This window comes from Streptomyces sp. NPDC091387, from assembly GCF_044756945.1.
Classification (GTDB): domain Bacteria; phylum Actinomycetota; class Actinomycetes; order Streptomycetales; family Streptomycetaceae; genus Streptomyces.
In genome coordinates this window covers 54,036-70,303 of record NZ_JBIVTZ010000011.1, presented here as the reverse complement: position 1 = coordinate 70,303, position 16,268 = coordinate 54,036, and the positions used below count along the sequence as shown (strand labels likewise).

The 16,268-nt window shown below is 71.8% G+C and carries 19 protein-coding genes; 6 read left to right on the top strand and 13 right to left on the bottom strand.

From position 1 onward, the window contains the following. Positions 1 to 4: 4 nt before the first annotated feature. A complete protein-coding gene (locus tag ACIQM0_RS23135) occupies positions 5 to 148 on the bottom strand; it encodes a hypothetical protein (protein ID WP_401289617.1) in 144 nt (47 codons plus the stop codon). 122 nt (positions 149 to 270) lie between these two features. Here ACIQM0_RS23135 and ACIQM0_RS23130 point away from each other — a divergent pair, with 122 nt between their 5' ends. The 3 genes from ACIQM0_RS23130 to ACIQM0_RS23120 all read left to right on the top strand — a co-directional run bounded on the left by ACIQM0_RS23130 (position 271) and on the right by ACIQM0_RS23120 (position 1,889). Then, positions 271 to 465: a hypothetical protein gene (locus ACIQM0_RS23130; RefSeq protein ID WP_401289615.1), complete on the top strand. Its 195-nt coding sequence runs from the start codon at positions 271 to 273 to the stop codon at positions 463 to 465. A gap of 94 nt (positions 466 to 559) precedes the next feature. Continuing rightward, on the top strand, positions 560 to 1,216 hold the full coding sequence (locus ACIQM0_RS23125) for a TetR/AcrR family transcriptional regulator (protein WP_401289612.1): 657 nt from the start codon (positions 560 to 562) through the stop codon (positions 1,214 to 1,216). A 43-nt stretch (positions 1,217 to 1,259) separates the two neighbouring features. After that, positions 1,260 to 1,889: a helix-turn-helix domain-containing protein gene (locus ACIQM0_RS23120; protein ID WP_401289609.1), complete on the top strand. Its 630-nt coding sequence runs from the start codon at positions 1,260 to 1,262 to the stop codon at positions 1,887 to 1,889. Here the strand turns inward: ACIQM0_RS23120 and ACIQM0_RS23115 are convergent. Further along, complete coding sequence (locus ACIQM0_RS23115; protein ID WP_401289607.1) at positions 1,825 to 2,583, bottom strand: GDSL-type esterase/lipase family protein; 759 nt, start codon at positions 2,581 to 2,583, stop codon at positions 1,825 to 1,827. The genes ACIQM0_RS23120 and ACIQM0_RS23115 overlap by 65 nt on opposite strands. 58 nt (positions 2,584 to 2,641) lie before the next feature. Between ACIQM0_RS23115 and ACIQM0_RS23110 the strand changes: the two genes are divergently transcribed. Together ACIQM0_RS23110 and ACIQM0_RS23105 are read left to right on the top strand one after the other, a co-directional pair. Next, positions 2,642 to 3,628: a WD40 repeat domain-containing protein gene (locus ACIQM0_RS23110; protein WP_401289605.1), complete on the top strand. Its 987-nt coding sequence runs from the start codon at positions 2,642 to 2,644 to the stop codon at positions 3,626 to 3,628. Between the two features lie 64 nt (positions 3,629 to 3,692). After that, positions 3,693 to 4,208 carry a GNAT family N-acetyltransferase gene (locus ACIQM0_RS23105; protein ID WP_401289603.1) on the top strand — a complete coding sequence of 172 codons (516 nt, stop codon included), beginning with the start codon at positions 3,693 to 3,695 and terminating at the stop codon, positions 4,206 to 4,208. Between the two features lie 10 nt (positions 4,209 to 4,218). Here the strand turns inward: ACIQM0_RS23105 and ACIQM0_RS23100 are convergent, their stop codons facing one another. From ACIQM0_RS23100 to ACIQM0_RS23060, 9 genes are all read right to left on the bottom strand, one after another. Beyond that, positions 4,219 to 4,728, bottom strand: coding sequence for a DinB family protein (locus tag ACIQM0_RS23100; protein ID WP_401289601.1), 510 nt, complete (start codon positions 4,726 to 4,728; stop codon positions 4,219 to 4,221). Between the two features lie 59 nt (positions 4,729 to 4,787). Next, positions 4,788 to 5,525 carry a Uma2 family endonuclease gene (locus ACIQM0_RS23095; protein WP_401289599.1) on the bottom strand — a complete coding sequence of 246 codons (738 nt, stop codon included), beginning with the start codon at positions 5,523 to 5,525 and terminating at the stop codon, positions 4,788 to 4,790. 159 nt (positions 5,526 to 5,684) lie between these two features. Beyond that, positions 5,685 to 6,803, bottom strand: a complete 1,119-nt coding sequence (gene serC / locus ACIQM0_RS23090; RefSeq protein ID WP_401289597.1) for a phosphoserine transaminase — start codon at positions 6,801 to 6,803, stop codon at positions 5,685 to 5,687. Between the two features lie 106 nt (positions 6,804 to 6,909). Further along, entirely contained in the window at positions 6,910 to 8,118 is a 1,209-nt protein-coding gene (locus tag ACIQM0_RS23085) for a cytochrome P450 (protein WP_401289594.1), read from the bottom strand. Next, the gene (locus tag ACIQM0_RS23080; protein ID WP_401289592.1) at positions 8,115 to 9,380 is read right to left on the bottom strand and encodes a cytochrome P450; all 1,266 of its coding nucleotides are present in this window, start codon (positions 9,378 to 9,380) and stop codon (positions 8,115 to 8,117) included. The genes ACIQM0_RS23085 and ACIQM0_RS23080 overlap by 4 nt, the downstream gene beginning before the upstream one ends. After that, positions 9,377 to 10,027 (bottom strand): GTP-binding protein, encoded by a 651-nt coding sequence (locus ACIQM0_RS23075; protein WP_401289589.1) that lies wholly within the window; start codon positions 10,025 to 10,027, stop codon positions 9,377 to 9,379. Before ACIQM0_RS23075 ends, ACIQM0_RS23080 begins: the two co-directional genes overlap by 4 nt. Further along, complete coding sequence (locus tag ACIQM0_RS23070; RefSeq protein ID WP_401289587.1) at positions 10,008 to 10,373, bottom strand: DUF742 domain-containing protein; 366 nt, start codon at positions 10,371 to 10,373, stop codon at positions 10,008 to 10,010. The genes ACIQM0_RS23075 and ACIQM0_RS23070 overlap by 20 nt, the downstream gene beginning before the upstream one ends. Beyond that, positions 10,370 to 10,807: a roadblock/LC7 domain-containing protein gene (locus ACIQM0_RS23065; RefSeq protein ID WP_401289585.1), complete on the bottom strand. Its 438-nt coding sequence runs from the start codon at positions 10,805 to 10,807 to the stop codon at positions 10,370 to 10,372. The genes ACIQM0_RS23070 and ACIQM0_RS23065 overlap by 4 nt, the downstream gene beginning before the upstream one ends. Beyond that, entirely contained in the window at positions 10,804 to 12,348 is a 1,545-nt protein-coding gene (locus tag ACIQM0_RS23060) for a sensor histidine kinase (RefSeq protein ID WP_401289583.1), read from the bottom strand. The genes ACIQM0_RS23065 and ACIQM0_RS23060 overlap by 4 nt, the downstream gene beginning before the upstream one ends. Before the next feature lie 266 nt (positions 12,349 to 12,614). Here ACIQM0_RS23060 and ACIQM0_RS23055 point away from each other — a divergent pair, with 266 nt between their 5' ends. Then, complete coding sequence (locus ACIQM0_RS23055; RefSeq protein ID WP_401289580.1) at positions 12,615 to 15,476, top strand: FAD-binding and (Fe-S)-binding domain-containing protein; 2,862 nt, start codon at positions 12,615 to 12,617, stop codon at positions 15,474 to 15,476. Here ACIQM0_RS23055 and ACIQM0_RS23050 read toward each other — a convergent pair. Further along, positions 15,473 to 15,877 (bottom strand): type II toxin-antitoxin system VapC family toxin, encoded by a 405-nt coding sequence (locus ACIQM0_RS23050; protein WP_401289578.1) that lies wholly within the window; start codon positions 15,875 to 15,877, stop codon positions 15,473 to 15,475. The two genes, ACIQM0_RS23055 and ACIQM0_RS23050, sit on opposite strands and share 4 nt — an antisense overlap. Next, entirely contained in the window at positions 15,874 to 16,155 is a 282-nt protein-coding gene (locus tag ACIQM0_RS23045; protein WP_362955933.1) for a prevent-host-death family protein, read from the bottom strand. The genes ACIQM0_RS23050 and ACIQM0_RS23045 overlap by 4 nt, the downstream gene beginning before the upstream one ends. Positions 16,156 to 16,268: the final 113 nt, after the last annotated feature.

Here is a 16,268-nt window from a genome sequence, read left to right as displayed (position 1 = left end):
CCGCTCACCCTCCGAAGCGCCTGCCGAACAGGCTCTGTGCGAACGGGTGGTTGAGGCGACGGTTGACGCCGCCGACGCGCTCGCGGAGGTCTCCGATCCCGAAGTCGCCGAGGCCGAGCGCGTCCTGCTCTCCCTCCGGCACGCGCACCCGCAGTTCCACCTCGGCGTCCGCGAGGCCCGTGGTCTGGCCGAGGCGGCTGCCGGGCGTCCGCCCCCGCGGCGCCCGCGCCCCGGCCGCCTGTCACCCGTGACGGACCGGGGTGGGAGCACGTGTGCCGGCCCCGGGGCGACGAGACGGTGTGCCCGCCGTGTGCGCAGGAGGCCGCGTGGCGGGCGCACTCGGCCAAGTGGGCCGTCTACGCCCCCGATCGGGACGAGGGGGACTTCGAGGCTCCCGAGTCGTTGCCCTGGCGGGAGCGGGTCGCGGCGGTCCTCGCGGAGGACGCGGCCGGCGGCGTCGACTGAGGCGTACGGCCGTTCGCTGGTGTGGCGGTTCCACCGCTGACGCGGTGGAGCGAGGAGAGTGGGCCCGGGGGCCTGGACGGACTGAGGAGGACCGGTGGTGGATGCCATGGTTGACCGATGGGACGGAGTTCGGGCGACGAGGGACCCGGTGCGGAGCCGTGAGCAACTGATGGCGGCCGCGCGTACCTTGTTCGCCGTGTACGGGTACGCCCGTACCTCCGTCGAGGATCTCTGCGCCGCGGCGCACGCACAACCACGCGATTTTTACCGCGAGTTCGAATCGCGTGAGGCCCTGCTCGTCGACCTGTACGACGAGGTCGCGATCGGCGGGATGCGTGCGGTCGAGGTGGAGCTCTCGGCCGAGGGCATGGAGACCTGTTCGACGGAGGAACGGATCCGCAGACTCTTCGGCGCCTATGTGCGGGTCGTCACCCGGGACGCGCAGGCGGCGAGGGTGGCGTTCGTCGAGGTGCTCGGGGTGAGCCGGGCGATGGACGACCACCTCGCGATGTGGCGGTCGGTGTGGGTCGAGTTCCTGACCCGCGAGGCCGAGCGCGCCGCGGAGCGGGGCCATGGGGCGGACGGTGATCTCACGGTCGTCGTGAAGGTGCTGACGCGTTCCGTCGACGAGCTCCTCGCCCACCACGGGCGCCGCCCGCGCCAGGTGCCGGGGGACTGGCTGGCCAGCGAGCTGACCAGGATGTCGCTGGCCATGATGGATCCGGGCGTCGCTCCCGAGGCCTCCGCATGACAAAGCCGGTTGCCGGACCGGCAACCGGCGGCATGATGGAGGGATGGCAGCACATGAGCACGCGGCGCAGGACGACGGCACGGCGGACGGCGACTTCTCGTCCGTCCTGACGGGTGTGGGGCCGCGGCTGCGCGCGCTGCGGACGGAGCGCGGTACGACGCTGGCCCAGCTGAGCGAGACCACCGGGATCTCGCTCAGCACGCTGTCCCGGCTGGAGTCCGGCGGCCGCAAGCCGACCCTGGAGCTGCTGCTCCCGCTGGCGAAGGCGTACGGGGTGCAGCTGGACGAGCTCGTCGGCGCGCCGGACACCGGCGATCCGCGGGTCACGTTCCGCCCGTTCAACCGGCACGGCATGACGTTCGTGCCGCTGACCCGGCACATCGGCCGGGTGAACGCGTACAAGCAGGTCATGCCCGGTCTGACGGGCCCGCCGGGTCCGGTCGAGCAGCGGGTGCACGAGGGGTACGAGTGGCTCTACGTGCTGTCGGGGCGGCTGCGGCTGGTACTGGGCGAACACGACCTGGTGCTGAAGGCGGGAGAGGTGGCCGAGTTCGACACGCGTACACCGCACTGGTGGGGCAACGTCGGGCCGGAACCGGTGGAGTTCCTCAGCCTGTTCGGACCGCAGGGGGAGCGGATGCACGTACGGGCGAAGCCGACGGAGAAGCAGTGACGGGCCGGTCCGCCGCCGGGACGTACGGGCGGCCCAGCCCCCATGCCCGGTGCATCGCGTCGGCGTAGGCGGCCGCGAGCCGGTGCTCCCCGGACGGTCCGGGATGCGTGCCGTCGTAGGTGTCCGTGTGGATGTCGTAGCCCGGCGGGCGGGACGCCAGCAGGATCGGGGACATCGGTTCGTCGAAGTCGGCCACGGCCTTGGCGAGGAGTTCGTTGAACCGGTCGCACTCGGCGGCGAAGGGCGCGTCGGACTCGGCCCTGATGTTCGGTATGACGGGGAGCAGTACGCACCTGACGTGCGGGTTCGCGGTGCGGGCCGCCGCGAGGAACGCGCGGGCGTTGCGGGCGGTCTGCTCGCTGTCCGTGTAGAAGCCGAGGTCTATCAGGCCGAGCGAGACGAGCAGGATGTCCGCGCGGTGCGCGGCGACCGTGTCCGCGATCACCGGGGCCATGTGCAGCCACCCCTCGCCCCATCCGGCCAGGTGGTGGCGGGCGGCGGCGGGGAAGGCCGGGGCGCCGTACGCGTACGAGGCGGGGGTGCCCGTGCCGGTGTCGTAGAGCCCGGTGCGCGGGCCGACGATCGCGTACGGTCCGCCGAGGGACGCTTCGAGGTGCTGCCACATGCGGTAGCGCCAGGTGAAGTCGCCGGCGCGCCCGATGGTCATGGAATCGCCGACGAACATGAAACGCATGGCGCCATCATGGCCGATCATGGCTCCGGCCTGCGACGTGACGATGGACACTTGTGCCATGCGCTCGTATCGACTGACTGCCTTCGGCGCCGCCGCGCTCCTGTCCCTCGCGGCGGCGGTGCCCGCCGTGGCCGACGACGGCGGGGCGGACCGGAGCTTCACGATCAAGGACCCGCGGATCACCGAGTCCAGCGGACTGGCCGCCAGCCGGGCCCACCCGGGGATCTACTGGACGCACAACGACAGCGACGACGGCCCGTACGTCTTCGCCGTCGACTCCCGGACCGGGAAGACCGTCGCGACGATCACCATGAAGGGCGTCGGGGAGCCGCGCGACGTGGAGGCGATCTCGCTCGGACCGGACGGGAACCTGTACGTCGGTGACATCGGCGACAACCTGGACGGCAGCTGGGACCACGTCTGGATCTACCGCTTCCCCGAGCCGAAGGAGCTGCGCGACGCGACGGTCCGCGCGACGCAGTTCGACGTGAAGTACGCGGACGGGCCGCGCAACGCGGAGTCGCTGATGGTCCACCCGAAGACCGGGCGCGTGTACATCGCCTCGAAGAAGGAGGGCGGCGGCGGGCTCTACGAGGGGCCCGCGAAGCTCACGGCCGGCTCGGACAACATCTTCCGGCGGGTCGGGGAGGTGCCGTGGGTGACGGACGGGGCGTTCTCGCCGGACGGCAGGGAACTGGTGCTGCGCTCGTACTTCAGCGCGCGCGGCTACGCGTTCGCGAACGGCAGGCTCGGCAAGGACTACCCGGTCGAGTCCCCGCTGCTGGGGCAGGCCGAGTCGGTCACGTACACGGCCGACGGCTCGGCACTGATGTACGGCTCCGAGGGCGAGCAGAGCGATGTGGTGCGGGTGGACCTGAAGAACGGCGGCGAATCGGGCCGTACCGGGGTGAAGTCGCCGTCGTCCGCCGGGGCGGGGAGCGACGGCGGCGGCGCGCCGGTGAAGGGCACCACGCTGACCGGGATCGCGGTGCTCGCCGGGATCGGTCTGCTGCTGCTCCTGGGCAGGCGGCGCAGGAAGGGCTGACAGCCGCGCGGACGCCCGCCACGCCCGGAGCCCGGCCCCTGCCCAGAAGTAAGATCATCCGATCATGACGACTGACGCCGGGCCTGCGCCCTTCTCCACCCCCCGCCTGGACGCCGAGCCCCTGCGGGTGGCGCACGCGGACGAGATGGCGTCCGTACTCGCCGACCCGGCCCTGCACACCTTCACCGGCGGCGCCCCGGAGGACACGGACGCCCTGCGGATCCGCTACGCCCGCCAGTCGGCCGGCTCCCCGGACCCGGCCGAGCGGTGGTGGAACTGGGTGCTCAGGGTGCGCGGCGACGCCTGCCTGGTCGGCTACGCGCAGGCGACGGTGAACCTGACCGACGCGCAGGCCGAGATCGCCTGGGTGATCGGGTCCGGATGGCAGGGCCGCGGCTACGCCAAGGAAGCGGCCGCGGGCCTCGTGGCGCACCTGCTGGACGGGGGAGCGGTGCGCACGGTCGTCGCCCACATCCACCCCGACCACGCGGCCTCCGCCGCGGTGGCCGCCGCGGCGGGGCTGGTGCGGACCGAGGAGTGGGAGGACGGCGAGGTGCGGTGGCGTCTGGCCGCCGGATGAGCCCCCGTCCTCAGGCCCCGGACGGGACCGGGCGCGGGTGGTCGCCCGTCGATCCGTCGATGAGTTCGCGGACGATGTCCATGTGCCCGGCGTGCCGTACGACGTCCTCCAGCATGTGGATGAGCACCCACCGCATCGACACCGTCCGCCCGTTCCACGACGTGCCCGTCACGTCCAGGTCCGTCTTCTCGATGGCCCGGTCGGCGGCGGCGCGGGCGCGGTCGTAGAACGCCAGGATGCCGGCGGTCGTCTCGTCCGGGGCGACCGTCATGTCCTCGGTGGCCGGGTCGAACCAGAGCTTCTCGACCTCGTACCCGAACGATGCGCAGAACCAGCCGTACTCCACGGTCGCCAGGTGCTTCACCAGCCCGAGCAGGTTCGTCCCCGTCGGCGTCATCGGGCGGCGCACCTGCTCGTCGTCCAGCCCTTCGAGCTTCCACAGCACCACGTCACGGTGCCGGTCGAGGGCGGCGTGCAGGGATTCCTTTTCGCTGCCGGTGTACGGCACAGGGGAGTTCATACGCGGAAGCTAGCAAGTGGCACTGACAACGCGGCGGGGCGAAGACCGGTCCTCGGGTCTCAGCCCTCTGACGGTTCCCGCGGCGGCTCCTGCTCCGTCTCCTGCTCCTGGGACGGATCGGGCTCCTCCGGTGGCTTGGGCCTGGGCTTCGCCTTCGGGCTGGGGCGGCCCGCCGCCACCAGGGCGGTGACGTCGAGCGTGACCTCGGCGCCGATGGAGTCGGGGAGCGTGACCTTGTGGCCGGGCGCGTACACCTCGTGGTTGTCGTACCCGCCGGGGAGGGGTTCCGTGAGGACGTGGACGCGGCCGTGCCTGCGGTCCAGGATGACGTACACGGGGATCTTGGCGGCGGCGTAGGCGGTCACCTTGTTCCGCAGATCGTTCTGGTAGTTGCCTGAGGTGACCTCAAGGACGAGGCGGAAGGCACCGGGGTCGTAGCAGTTGTTGTCGTTCGGGTGCTCGTCGAAATCGGCGTCGACGACTGCCAGGTCCGGGATGGCGTAGTCGGAGGGGCCGCCGGGCAGCCAGACGCCGACAGCCTGAAGGACCTTGGACTCCCCACTGTGGAGGCCTGCCGCCAGGAAGGGGACCATGAGCGAGGTCAGCGCATTCGCGTGCGCGCCGTCCGGCGATGGGGCCACGGTGATGACGCCTCCGATGATCTCGACGCGGTGACCCGGGAGCTGCTCCGAGAGCCGGTTGGCGCTTTCGAGCAGTGACTCCGGCTCCTGCCGCTCCTGCCACTTCGGCCGCTCCGGCTCACCGTCACAGGGGTGCTCGACTGCTGCTGCAGACATTGAGGGCCTCCTGAAAGGGCTGATGTCGAGAACATCATCGTAGGACTGTGTGCCCGTTCGCGGCGTGTACGCCCCGCGTCACCCCGGCGAGTGAAGCAGAAACGGCCCTGCATACGTGATCACGTATGCAGGGCCGTTCCGACGCGTCAGCGGTGAGCGCTACAGCTTCTCGATCACGTAGTCGACGCACGCCGTCAGCGCCTGGACGTCCGACGGGTCGATCGCCGGGAACATCGCCACGCGCAGCTGGTTGCGGCCCAGCTTGCGGTACGGCTCCGTGTCGACGATGCCGTTGGCGCGCAGCACCTTGGCGACCGCGGCGGCGTCGATCTCGTCCGCGAAGTCGATGGTGCCGATGACCTGCGAGCGCTTGGCCGCGTCGGTGACGAACGGGGTCGCGTACTTGGAGTCCTCGGCCCAGCCGTACAGGTGGCCGGAGGAGGCGGCCGTGCGGCCGGTGGTGAAGTCCAGGCCGCCCTGGGTGTTCATCCAGGTCAGCTGCTCGTTCAGGAGGAACAGCGTGGCCAGGGCCGGGGTGTTGTACGTCTGGTTCTTCAGGGAGTTGTCGATCGCCGTGGGCAGCGAGAAGAACTCCGGGATGTGGCGGCCGGAGGCGTGGACGCGGGAAGCGCGCTCCAGTGCCGCCGGGGAGAAGACGCCGATCCAGAGGCCGCCGTCGGAGGCGAAGGACTTCTGCGGGGCGAAGTAGTAGACGTCCGTCTCGGTGATGTCGACCGGCAGGCCGCCCGCGCCGGAGGTGGCGTCCACCAGGACCAGGGAGCCCTCGTCGGCGCCCGCGACGCGCTTGACCGGGGCCGCGACACCGGTCGAGGTCTCGTTGTGGGTGAAGGCGTAGACGTCGACGCCCGCCTCGGCCTTCGGGTCCGGGTGGGTGCCCGGGTCGGAGGCGATGACGGTCGGGTCGGCCAGCCACGGGGCGAGCTTGGCGGCCTTCGCGAACTTCGAGGAGAACTCACCGAAGTTGAGGTGCTGGGACTTCGACTCGATCAGACCGTGCGTCGCGATGTCCCAGAAGGCGGTGGAGCCGCCGTTGCCCAGGATCACCTCGTATCCCTCGGGGAGGGAGAAGAGGTCGCGCACTCCGTCACGTACCGCGCCGACCAGGTTCTTCACCGGAGCCTGGCGATGCGACGTACCGAGCAGGGACGTTCCGGTGGCGGCCAGCGCGTCGAGCGCCTCCGTCCGCACCTTGGAAGGACCGGCGCCGAAGCGCCCGTCGGCGGGCTTGATGTCAGCGGGAATCTGGATGTCGGCCACGACTCGGAGCGTAGCCGTTCGGTACGGCGGCTACGCATCCTGTCCGTCGGATGAGACGCGCGATCCGGTTCGTGGACCCCGGAGCGCGCGTCCCGGACGGGCCGGCTCAGCCCAGTTCGACCGGGAGGTCGAACAGGTCGTTCTGGGTGACGATCGGCTTGTTCCGCAGCTCGGAGGCCGGTACCGCGAGGTCCAGCTCCGGGAAGCGCTCGTAGAGCGCGGGGAGTGCGACCCCCGCCTCCAGCCGGGACAGCGCCGCACCCGGGCAGATGTGCGGGCCGTGACCGAAGGCGATGTGGCGGTTGGGGGAGCGGGACGCGTCGAACTCGCCCGCGGTCGGCCCGTGCTGCTGTTCGTCCCGGCCCAGTGCGCCGAAGGACACGATCAGCGCCTCGCCCTTGGGGAGGACCTTGTCACCGACCGCCACGTCCTCGGTCGCGAAGCGGATCAGGACGTGTGACGTCGGGGTGTTCCAGCGCAGGGTCTCCTCGATCACGTTCTCCCACGGCACCTCGCCGCTCAGTACCTGCTTGCGCTGCTCGGGGTGGGTCTCGAGGGCGACGACGGCGTTCACGATCAGGCTGATCGTCGTCTCGTGGCCGGCCGCGATGATCAGCTGGAGGGTGTTGACGATCTCCTCGTTGCTGAGGTGGTCGCCGTCCTCCGAGGCCGCGATCAGGGCGCTGGTCAGGTCGTCGCCGGGCTCGGCCCGCTTGCCGTCGACGATCTTCGTGAAGAGCGCGCCGAGGTCCGCCATCATCTGCGGGACCTCCTCCGGCGGCGTCTGCGTCGAGAAGAACTTCTCGAACAGCTCCTTGAGGCGGGGGTGGTCGGCCCCGTCCACGCCCATCAGTTCGCTGATGACGTTCATCGGCAGCGGGTACGCGAACTCCGCCTTCAGGTCGACCTTCTCGCCCTTGGGCAGCGCCGCGAGGCGGTCCAGGCTCGCGGTCGTGAGCGCCTCGATGCCCGCGCGCAGCCGCTCCACCCGCTTCACCGTCAGGGCCTGCGCCACCAGCGTGCGCAGCCGGCGGTGGTCGGCGCCGTCGACGGTCAGCATGGAGCGGCCCGGGTTGGCGAGGCCGATCAGCGGCCAGTCCAGGGGTATCTCGCCGCGCTGCCAGGCGCCCCAGACGTTGATGTCCTTCACGATCCGGGCGTCGGTCAGCAGTTGCCGCGCCTCCGCGTGGTGCGTCACCGCGTAGCAGTGCACACCGCCGGGCAGTTCCACCTCGGCGAGCGGCCCCGCGGCACGTAGTGCGGAGCTCTCGCCGTCGAGGTCGGCGACGAAGGGGTCGAGGACGATCCGGGTCATTGCTGGCCTCCGTTGGCGGGTCCTGCGGCGGGGGTGGGAGTGAAGGCGACTGGGAGGTCCGTCAGACCCCGCAGCCAGGGGGAAGGGCGCCGGGTGAGCTGGTCGGCGGGGACGGCGAGGTCGATGTCCGGGAGGCGGTCGAGGAGTACCTCGATGCCGGTACGGGCGATGACCTCGGCGGTCTCCTGGGCCGGGAAGGGGCAGCGGTGCTCGCCGTGGCCGAAGGAGAGGAACGCGTTGTTGCCGCCGGTCAGCGCGGAGCCGTCGGTGCGGACCTGCGGGTCGGAGTTGGCCGCGGCGATGCCCAGCAGCAGCAGGTCGCCCGCCTGGATGTGGCGGCCCCCGAGGTGGGTGTCGCGCGAGGCCCAGCGGCCCGCGACGTTCTGCGTCGGGGTGTCCTCCCAGAGGACTTCGTTCATGGCCTCGGCGACGCTGTGCCGGCCGCCCGAGAGCGAGGCGGCGAACCGGTCGTCGGTGAGCATCAGCCGCAGCGAGTTGCCCATCCAGTCCGCGGTCGGCTGGTGGCCGGCGGCCATCATGACCATCAGGTCCTGGGCGATCTCCTCGTCCGTGAAGCCGCCGGGGTCGGCCAGCATCCGGGTGGCGACGTCGTCGCCGGGTTCGGTGCGCTTGTCGGCCAGCAGCTGGAACATCGACGTGCCGAGGTGCTGCTGCCCGGCCAGCGCGCGCTCCCGGCCGTCGATCATGTCGTTGATCGAGCCGACGAGCGCGTCGCCGACCTCGTCGCTGAAGCCGTAGATCCGGGCCAGGACGCGGGCGGGGAGCAGCATCGCGTACTCGGCGATGATGTCGGTCCCGCCCGTGGAGCAGAACCGGTCGATCAGCTCGTCGGCGAACTCCTCCGCGTACCGCTTCAGCGAGAAGGGGTCGACCGCCTCCAGGGCGTCGCTGATCATCCGGGCGCGCTCGACGTGCCGGGGGCCGACCGTGTAGAGGATCGACGGCTGCTTGCGGCCGATCATCGGCAGCAGCGGCCAGTCGTCGGGGATGTGCTCCCACTGGTTCCACAGGTCGGAGTCGCGGCTGAACAGCACCGGGTCGCTGGTGAGCTGGTGCAGTTCGCGGTAGCCGAGCACCAGCCAGGCCGGGACGTCGCCGTCCAGGACGACGGGTGCCACGGCGCCGTGGTCCCGGCGCATCTCCCGGTACAGCTGGGTGGGTTCGGTCTGGAACCGTGGTCCGGACAGTGGCGCGCGGCCGTGCGCCGGGCAGCCCGGGGGCGGTTCGGTGGGCTGGGTCACGTGGTGTGCTCCGGGGTCTTCTCCGGCGTGGTCTCCGGACGGGTGGCGGCGGAGGAGCTGGCCGTGCCCCTGGAGAGGGCGTACAGGTGCTCCACCAGCGTGATCAGTACGTACTTGCTGGAGGACCGGTCCCGGGCGTCGCACTCCACGAGCGGTACGTCCTCGGAGAGGTCGAGCGCCTCCCGGATCTGCTGCTCGGTGTGGAAGCTGCCGCCGAAGTCGTTGCACGCCACGATGAACGGAGTGCCGTGGTGTTCCAGCCGGTCGATGGCGTACCAGGAGTCGGCGAGGCGCCGGGTGTCGACGAGCACGACGGCACCGAGCGTGCCGGAGAACAGCCGGTCCCACAGGAACCAGAAGCGCTCCTGGCCGGGCGCGCCGAACAGGTACAGCACCGAGCGTTCGTCGAGGGTGATCCGGCCGAAGTCGAAGGCGACGGTGGTGGACGTCTTGGACTGCACGCCGTCCAGGTGGTCGACCGCCTCGCCCGCGCGGGTCATCGTCTCCTCCGTGTTGAGCGGACGGATCTCGCTCACGGATCGGACCATGGTGGTCTTGCCTACCCCGAAGCCACCGACGACGACGATCTTCAGTCCGTTGTCGGCCGTGGCCTGCAGGGCGGCACGGTCAGAGGTTGCGGAGTCCAACGAGCACCTGTTCCAGGATGTCGGGGTCGGGGAGCCGGTCCGCGACGCGTGCGGTACGAGGGTGGCGGGCGCTGATCCGGCTGGTGTCGAGCAGGTCGCACAGCAGGATGCGCACGATGCTGACGGGCAGGCTCAGGCTCGCGGCGATCTCGACGACCGCGGTGGGCCGTTCGCACATGCGCAGGATCGCGACGTGCTCCGACTGCATACCGGCGGCCGGTTCGCATTCCGAGACGACGAGTGTCACCAGGTCGAAGGCGGCCGAGTCGGATCGGCTGCGGCCACCGGTGAGGGTGTAGAGCCGGTCCGGGTCGTCGTCCCGGCCGGGACGGGGGCGCGGCGTCATAGGGCCGCGTTCTCGGAGGCCCCGGGGGCCTCTGCGGGCTCGCGCGGCGGGGCGACGAGGTGTTCGCCGAGCTGCTCGACGAGCTCGCTCATGTTGTGCCCGACGAGGCCGACGTCGGCGTCCTCGGAGGCGACGACGGCGAGGTGGGCGCCCGCACCCGCCTCCACGATGAACAGCACGCCGCCGTAGAACTCGGCCATCGCGGACCGTACGCCGCCGGTGCCGTCGCCGAACTCGACGGACGCGCCGTGCGACAGGCTCTGGATACCGGCCGAGATCGCGGCCAGCTGGTCAGCCTGGTCGACGGAGAGCTCGGGGGTACGGCACAGCTTGAGGCCGTCCCTGGACAGCACGAGGGCGTGGCGGGCGCCGGGGGTGCGCTCAAGGAGCCCCTCCAGCAGCCAGTTGAGCTTCTCGTCCGTGGTCGCGGTCATCGGGTGTTGCCTTCCGGGTGCGGTGAGGTGGGCCGTACGGCCTGGCGGAAGCTGCTGAAGCGGGCTGCCTGGGCCTTGGGATCGGACGTACGGGTCCGGGGGTTCGTTCCGTCGGTTGCGTCGGCGTCGGCCGAGGCCTTGGCGCGGGACTCGGCGGCGGCCAGGGTGCGGCCGCGGGAGCGCTTGGGAAGGCCGCTGTCACCGAACCGGGGGAGGCTGCCGGTGGTGTCCGAGGCGGTGCCGGAGTCGGAGCGCGGGATCTCCTGGGTGCGGGAGCCGTCCCGGGTGCCGTCGGCCGGATCGGTGGCGTCGGTCCTGACCGCTGCTCCGGTCCTGTCGGGCCCGTCGGTCCGGTCGGTCCCGTCGGCTCCGGAGGCGTGGACCGGCTCGGGCTCACGCGGGGCTGCGGCCGCCGGACGGGCGGCGGGTTCGGGCGCCGGCGCCGAGGCCGGGGTTCTGGTGATGATCTCCTGCGGCAGCATCATCAGCGCGCCCGTGCCCCCGCGCGCGGAGGGCCGGAAGGAGACCGTCAGTCCGTGCTTGCGGGCCAGCCGGCCGACGACGGCGAGGCCGAGCCGGGTGCCGGAGAGACCGGTCAGGTCCTGGTTGGCCGCGGAGACGGCACGCTCGGCGCGGCGCAGCTGCACGTCGCTCATGACCAGGCCGCTGTCCTCGACGGTCAGCACGATGCCGGCCGGCACCTCCTCCACGTACACGTGGACCTCGGCGGTGGGCGGCGAGAAGTTCGCCGCGTTGTCGAGGAGTTCGGCCAGTGCGTGCATGACGCCCTCGGCGGCGTGCCCGGCGATGGCGACGTCACTGGTGGAGTGGAGGCGGATCCGCTGGTACCCGCTGATCCGGCCCATCGCGCCGCGCAGGATGGACTCCATGACGATGGGCTTCGCCCAGCGGCGTCCGGAGCGCGCGCCGGTCAGCACGGCGATGGAGTCGGCCAGCCGGCCCGCCTGGGCGGTGCGGTGGTCCAGGTGCAGCAGGTCGCCCAGGACGTCCTCCGAGGCGTGCCGGTTCTCCATGTCGCGGAGGTCGGCGAGCATGCTCGTAGCGAGGGCCTGCATCCGGCCCGCGGCGTTGGCGCACGCGGCGACGGCGGCGGAACGCTCGGTCTCGCTGCGCGAGACGCGGGCCTTGAGCTTGGCGTTCTCTGCGGTGAGGCGCTCGGCGGCGGCCGCGGCCTGGGCGGTGAGCCGGTCCCGCTCGGCGGCGGCGGCCGATTTCATCCTTGCCGTCTCGGCGGTGAAGCGCTGGGCGTCGTAGGCGGAGGCGGAGACCATCCGGGAGGTCTCGGCGGTGAACCGGCTGCTCTCGGCCGCGTGCATCTCGCGCAGCCGGCGCGCGGTGGCGCGGGCGTTGACGGAGGTGGCGACGGCGGCGGACAGCAGCACGGCGGCGGCACCCGCCCCCCACGCCACCGCGGTCCTGGCCGAGTCGGGGGCGGCGACGGCTGCCCAGAGGCACAGGGATCCGGTGATGGCCAGCGTGACCAGCAGGGCCAGTGCGGTCGGCTTGGTTGAGGGGCGCAAGCGGAGTCCTTGGGACGCGGACGGTGACGGACGGGACGGTTCGGGCAAGTCGGCATGGCGGGGATCAAATGTGACAACTGGAACAGATGATTCCCAGACAAGTCTGAGTCACTATATGAGAATTGACGATCTGTTTGGGAAGAACTTGTGGTGCTCTCTGTTGCGTATATGTTCGAGCGCCCGACAGATTCAGACGTATTGACGTATTCGGCGGAAACGCGGAGGCCCGGAGGACCAGCGGCCCCGACCGGCGGCATCCTGGCCGGATGGCACCTCGTGAGTCAACAACAGGCCCCGACGCGGGCCCCGAAGCCGGTCCCGACCGCACCGCGCTCGCCGGTGAGCTGCGGTCGGCCGTACGCGGTGACGTCGCGTTCGACGCCACCGCACGGGCCCTGACGACGATGGACGCGTCCAACTACCGCCGGGTGCCGCTCGGCGTCGTCGCCCCGCGCGACGCCGACGACATCGCCGCCGCGCTCGCCGTCTGCCGCGCGCACGGGGTGCCCGTCGTGCCGCGCGGCGGCGGTACGTCCATCGCCGGGCAGGCCACCGGTACCGGCGTCGTCCTCGATCTCACCCGCCACTTGCGGTCGGTCGTCGAGCTGGACGCCGGGTCCCGTACGGCCGTGGTCCAGCCGGGCGTCGTCCTGGACGACCTGCGGGCCGCCGCCGCCCCGCACGGGCTCACCTTCGGCCCAGACCCCTCCACGCACAGCCGCTGCACGATCGGCGGCATGATCGGCAACAACTCCTGCGGCTCGCACTCGGTCGCCTGGGGCACCACCGCCGACAACGTCCACGCCCTGACCGTCGCCCGCTACGGCGGCGACACCCTCCGCCTGGAACGGGGCGCGGCCGGCCCCGCCGGGCTCCCGGAGCTGGTCGCCGCGCATCTCGCCCTCCTGCGCACCGGATTCCCCGAACTCCCGCGCCGCATCTCCGGGTACGCCCTGGACGCGCTGCTGCCCGAACGGGGCCCCGACCCCGCCCGCGCGTTCTGCGGCAGTGAGGGCACGCTCGGCGTGGTGACGGAGGCGACGCTGCGGCTCGTCGAGGCGCCCGCCGCCCGCGCGCTCGCCGTACTCGGCTACACCGACGAGTCCGCCGCCGCCGAGGCCGCCCCCGGCCTCCTCCCGCACCACCCGCTGACCGTCGAGGGCATGGCCGCCGACCTCGTACGCGAACCGGCCGGGCTGCCGCGCGGCGCGGCCTGGCTCTTCGTCGAGACGGGCGGCGCCACTCCGGCGCAGGCGCGGGCGCACGCCGAACGGATCGCCCGGACCGCGTCCGCCGACGCGGTGGACACCGCCGTCGTCACCGACCCGGCCGGGCAGCGGGCGCTGTGGCGCATCAGGGAGGACGCCGCAGGCACCGCCACCCGGACGCCCGGGGGCGGTGAGGCCTGGCCCGGCTGGGAGGACTGCGCCGTGCCGCCCGCCCGGCTCGGCCCCTACCTCCGCGACTTCCGCGCCCTGCTCACCGAACACGGGCTGCGCGGCACCCCGTACGGGCACTTCGGCGACGGCTGCATCCACGTCCGCATCGACTTCGACCTGCTGAGCGGCGAAGGCGTGGCCCGCTTCCGCCGCTTCTCCGAGGAACTCGCCTCACTCGTCGTCGCACACGGCGGATCACTCTCCGGCGAACACGGCGACGGACAGGCCCGCGCCGAACTCCTGCCGAAGATGTACGGGAGTGAACTGGTCGCCGTCTTCTCTCAATTCAAGGATCTCTGGGACCCGGACGGCGGCATGAACCCCGGCATCCTCGCCCGCCCCGCCCGGCTGGACGAGAACCTGCGCTTCGACGTGCTGCCCCGCGAGCCGGTCGACGTGGCCTTCGGCTACCCGCACGACGGCGGCGACTTCTCGGCGGCGGTGCGCAGATGCGTCGGCGTCGCCAAGTGCCGTACGCGGGAGGCCTCGGGCCCCGACGTGATGTGCCCGTCCTTCCGCGCGACCGGCGAGGAGGCCCACTCGACCCGCGGCCGCGCCCGGCTGCTGCACGAGATGCTGGCCGGCCCCGCGGGCGGGGTGATCACGGACGGCTGGCGCTCGACGGAGGTACGGGACGCGCTCGACCTGTGCCTGTCCTGCAAGGGCTGCCGCAGCGACTGCCCGGTGGGCGTCGACATGGCCACGTACAAGGCGGAGTTCCTGCACCACCACTACCGGCACCGGCTGCGCCCCGCCGCCCACTACACGATGGGACGGCTCCCGGCGTGGCTGCGCCTGGCGTCGCCCTTCGCGGGCGCGCTGAACGCGCTGGCCCGGGTGCGGCCGCTCGCCGCCCTCGCCAAACGGCTGGCCGGGATCGCGCCGGAGCGCGGCATCCCGGTCCTGGCGCGCGAGACGTTCACCCGGTGGCTGGGCAGGCGCTGGGGCAAGGGGACGTTCCTCTTCTCCAGCGACGAGGTGGCCACCGTCTGGCCCGACACCTTCACCGAACACCTCTCGCCCGAGGTGGGCCGGGCGGCGGTGAAGGTCGTGGAGGCGGCGACGGGCCGCCGGGTGATCCCGGCCGGCCGCGGACTGTGCTGCGGCCTCACGTACGTCTCGACGGGGCAACTGGACCTGGCCCGTTCGGTGATGCGCCGCACCCTGGACCGGCTGACCGGCCCGCACGACTCCCCCGTGATCGTCCTCGAACCGAGCTGTGCGGCCACCCTCCGCGTCGACCTCCCGGAACTCCTCCCCGACGACCCCCGCGCCGCCGAACTGGCCGCCTCGGTCCACACCCTGGCCGAGTACCTGGAGAAGTACGCCCCCGACTGGCAGCCCCCGCACCTGGACCGCCCGGTCACCGGCCAGACGCACTGCCACCAGCACGCGGTCCTGGGCGACGGACCGGACCGCCGGCTGCGCGAACGGGCGGGCCTGACCGGCGAACTGACCGGCGGCTGCTGCGGACTGGCCGGCAACTTCGGCTTCGAACGCGGCCACTGGGATGTCTCCACGGCCTGCGCCGAGGACGCGCTGCTGCCGGCGGTACGGGAGGCGGCGCCGGGCACGGAGATCCTGGCGGACGGGTTCTCCTGCCGCACCCAGTTGGACCAGCTGGGCGGGGTGCGGGCCAGGCATCTCGCGGAGGTGCTGGCGGAGGGGCTGGAACGAGGGAAGCCCTAAGCCGGTGCGTGCACCGGAAGTCCGAAGTCCGTTGCGGCTCGGGCCAGTTCACTGTCATACGTGACGAAGGCGGTGAGGCCTACCCGGAACGGATCGGCGGTGGCGAGATGGATGGAGTCCAGGGTGCCCAGCCTGCGCGCCTGGTAGGCGGTGGCCCGCGCCAGTACGGTGCTGGTGAGGTCGATGAGATAGACGCCCCGGACGGCCTGTGCCGTGAAGTAGGCGATGCGCTGAGGATCGGCTCCGGCCCGGTGCAGTGTGCGGGTGATCTCCAGACGGGCCAGATCGCTCGTGAGCAGCTCGGTGCCCTCGGGCAGCCCCGCGCGCCATGCGCGCAGGGCTGCGGATTCCGGCTCCGGCTTGATGAATTTCATCAGTGCGCATGAGTCGAGGTAGATCAACGTCGACGCTCCTCGTCGCGCTCCGAGAGGAGCAGGCCGGAGAGGCTCGGCAGCTCCGGTGCGAGGTCGGGCGCCAGGTCCGGCATGCCCTGCTCGGCGGGGGGAGTGGCATCCCCGGACTCGATCATGCGGCGGAGCGGATCGGGTGTCTCGGTCTCGGGCACCATGCGCAGGACCGGTACGCCGCGGTCGGTGACGAGTATGGGCACGCCCGAGCGCACCAGGGCCACTGCCCTGGACGGGTTCTGGTTGAGTTCGCGAAGCCCGATCGTTTCCATGCTTCGAATGTAGCTACATTATGTAGCTACAGCAACAGGCGGCCACCCGATCCAGCTGGCCCGTACCGCCGCCGCAGTGGCCGAAGTCGTCCATCTCGCCGGCCCACGGATCG

Excerpts from the sequence above, each read along its gene's own strand:
- ACIQM0_RS23120 (WP_401289609.1), top strand. The coding sequence starts at position 1,260 with ATGGCAGCACATGAGCACGCGGCGCAGGACGACGGCACGGCGGACGGC.
- ACIQM0_RS23115 (WP_401289607.1), bottom strand. The coding sequence starts at position 2,583 with ATGCGTTTCATGTTCGTCGGCGATTCCATGACCATCGGGCGCGCCGGC.
- ACIQM0_RS23110 (WP_401289605.1), top strand. The coding sequence starts at position 2,642 with ATGCGCTCGTATCGACTGACTGCCTTCGGCGCCGCCGCGCTCCTGTCC.
- ACIQM0_RS23105 (WP_401289603.1), top strand. The coding sequence starts at position 3,693 with ATGACGACTGACGCCGGGCCTGCGCCCTTCTCCACCCCCCGCCTGGAC.
- ACIQM0_RS23100 (WP_401289601.1), bottom strand. The coding sequence starts at position 4,728 with ATGAACTCCCCTGTGCCGTACACCGGCAGCGAAAAGGAATCCCTGCAC.
- ACIQM0_RS23095 (WP_401289599.1), bottom strand. The coding sequence starts at position 5,525 with ATGTCTGCAGCAGCAGTCGAGCACCCCTGTGACGGTGAGCCGGAGCGG.
- ACIQM0_RS23085 (WP_401289594.1), bottom strand. The coding sequence starts at position 8,118 with ATGACCCGGATCGTCCTCGACCCCTTCGTCGCCGACCTCGACGGCGAG.
- ACIQM0_RS23070 (WP_401289587.1), bottom strand. The coding sequence starts at position 10,373 with ATGACGCCGCGCCCCCGTCCCGGCCGGGACGACGACCCGGACCGGCTC.
- ACIQM0_RS23065 (WP_401289585.1), bottom strand. The coding sequence starts at position 10,807 with ATGACCGCGACCACGGACGAGAAGCTCAACTGGCTGCTGGAGGGGCTC.
- ACIQM0_RS23055 (WP_401289580.1), top strand. The coding sequence starts at position 12,615 with ATGGCACCTCGTGAGTCAACAACAGGCCCCGACGCGGGCCCCGAAGCC.
- ACIQM0_RS23045 (WP_362955933.1), bottom strand. The coding sequence starts at position 16,155 with ATGGAAACGATCGGGCTTCGCGAACTCAACCAGAACCCGTCCAGGGCA.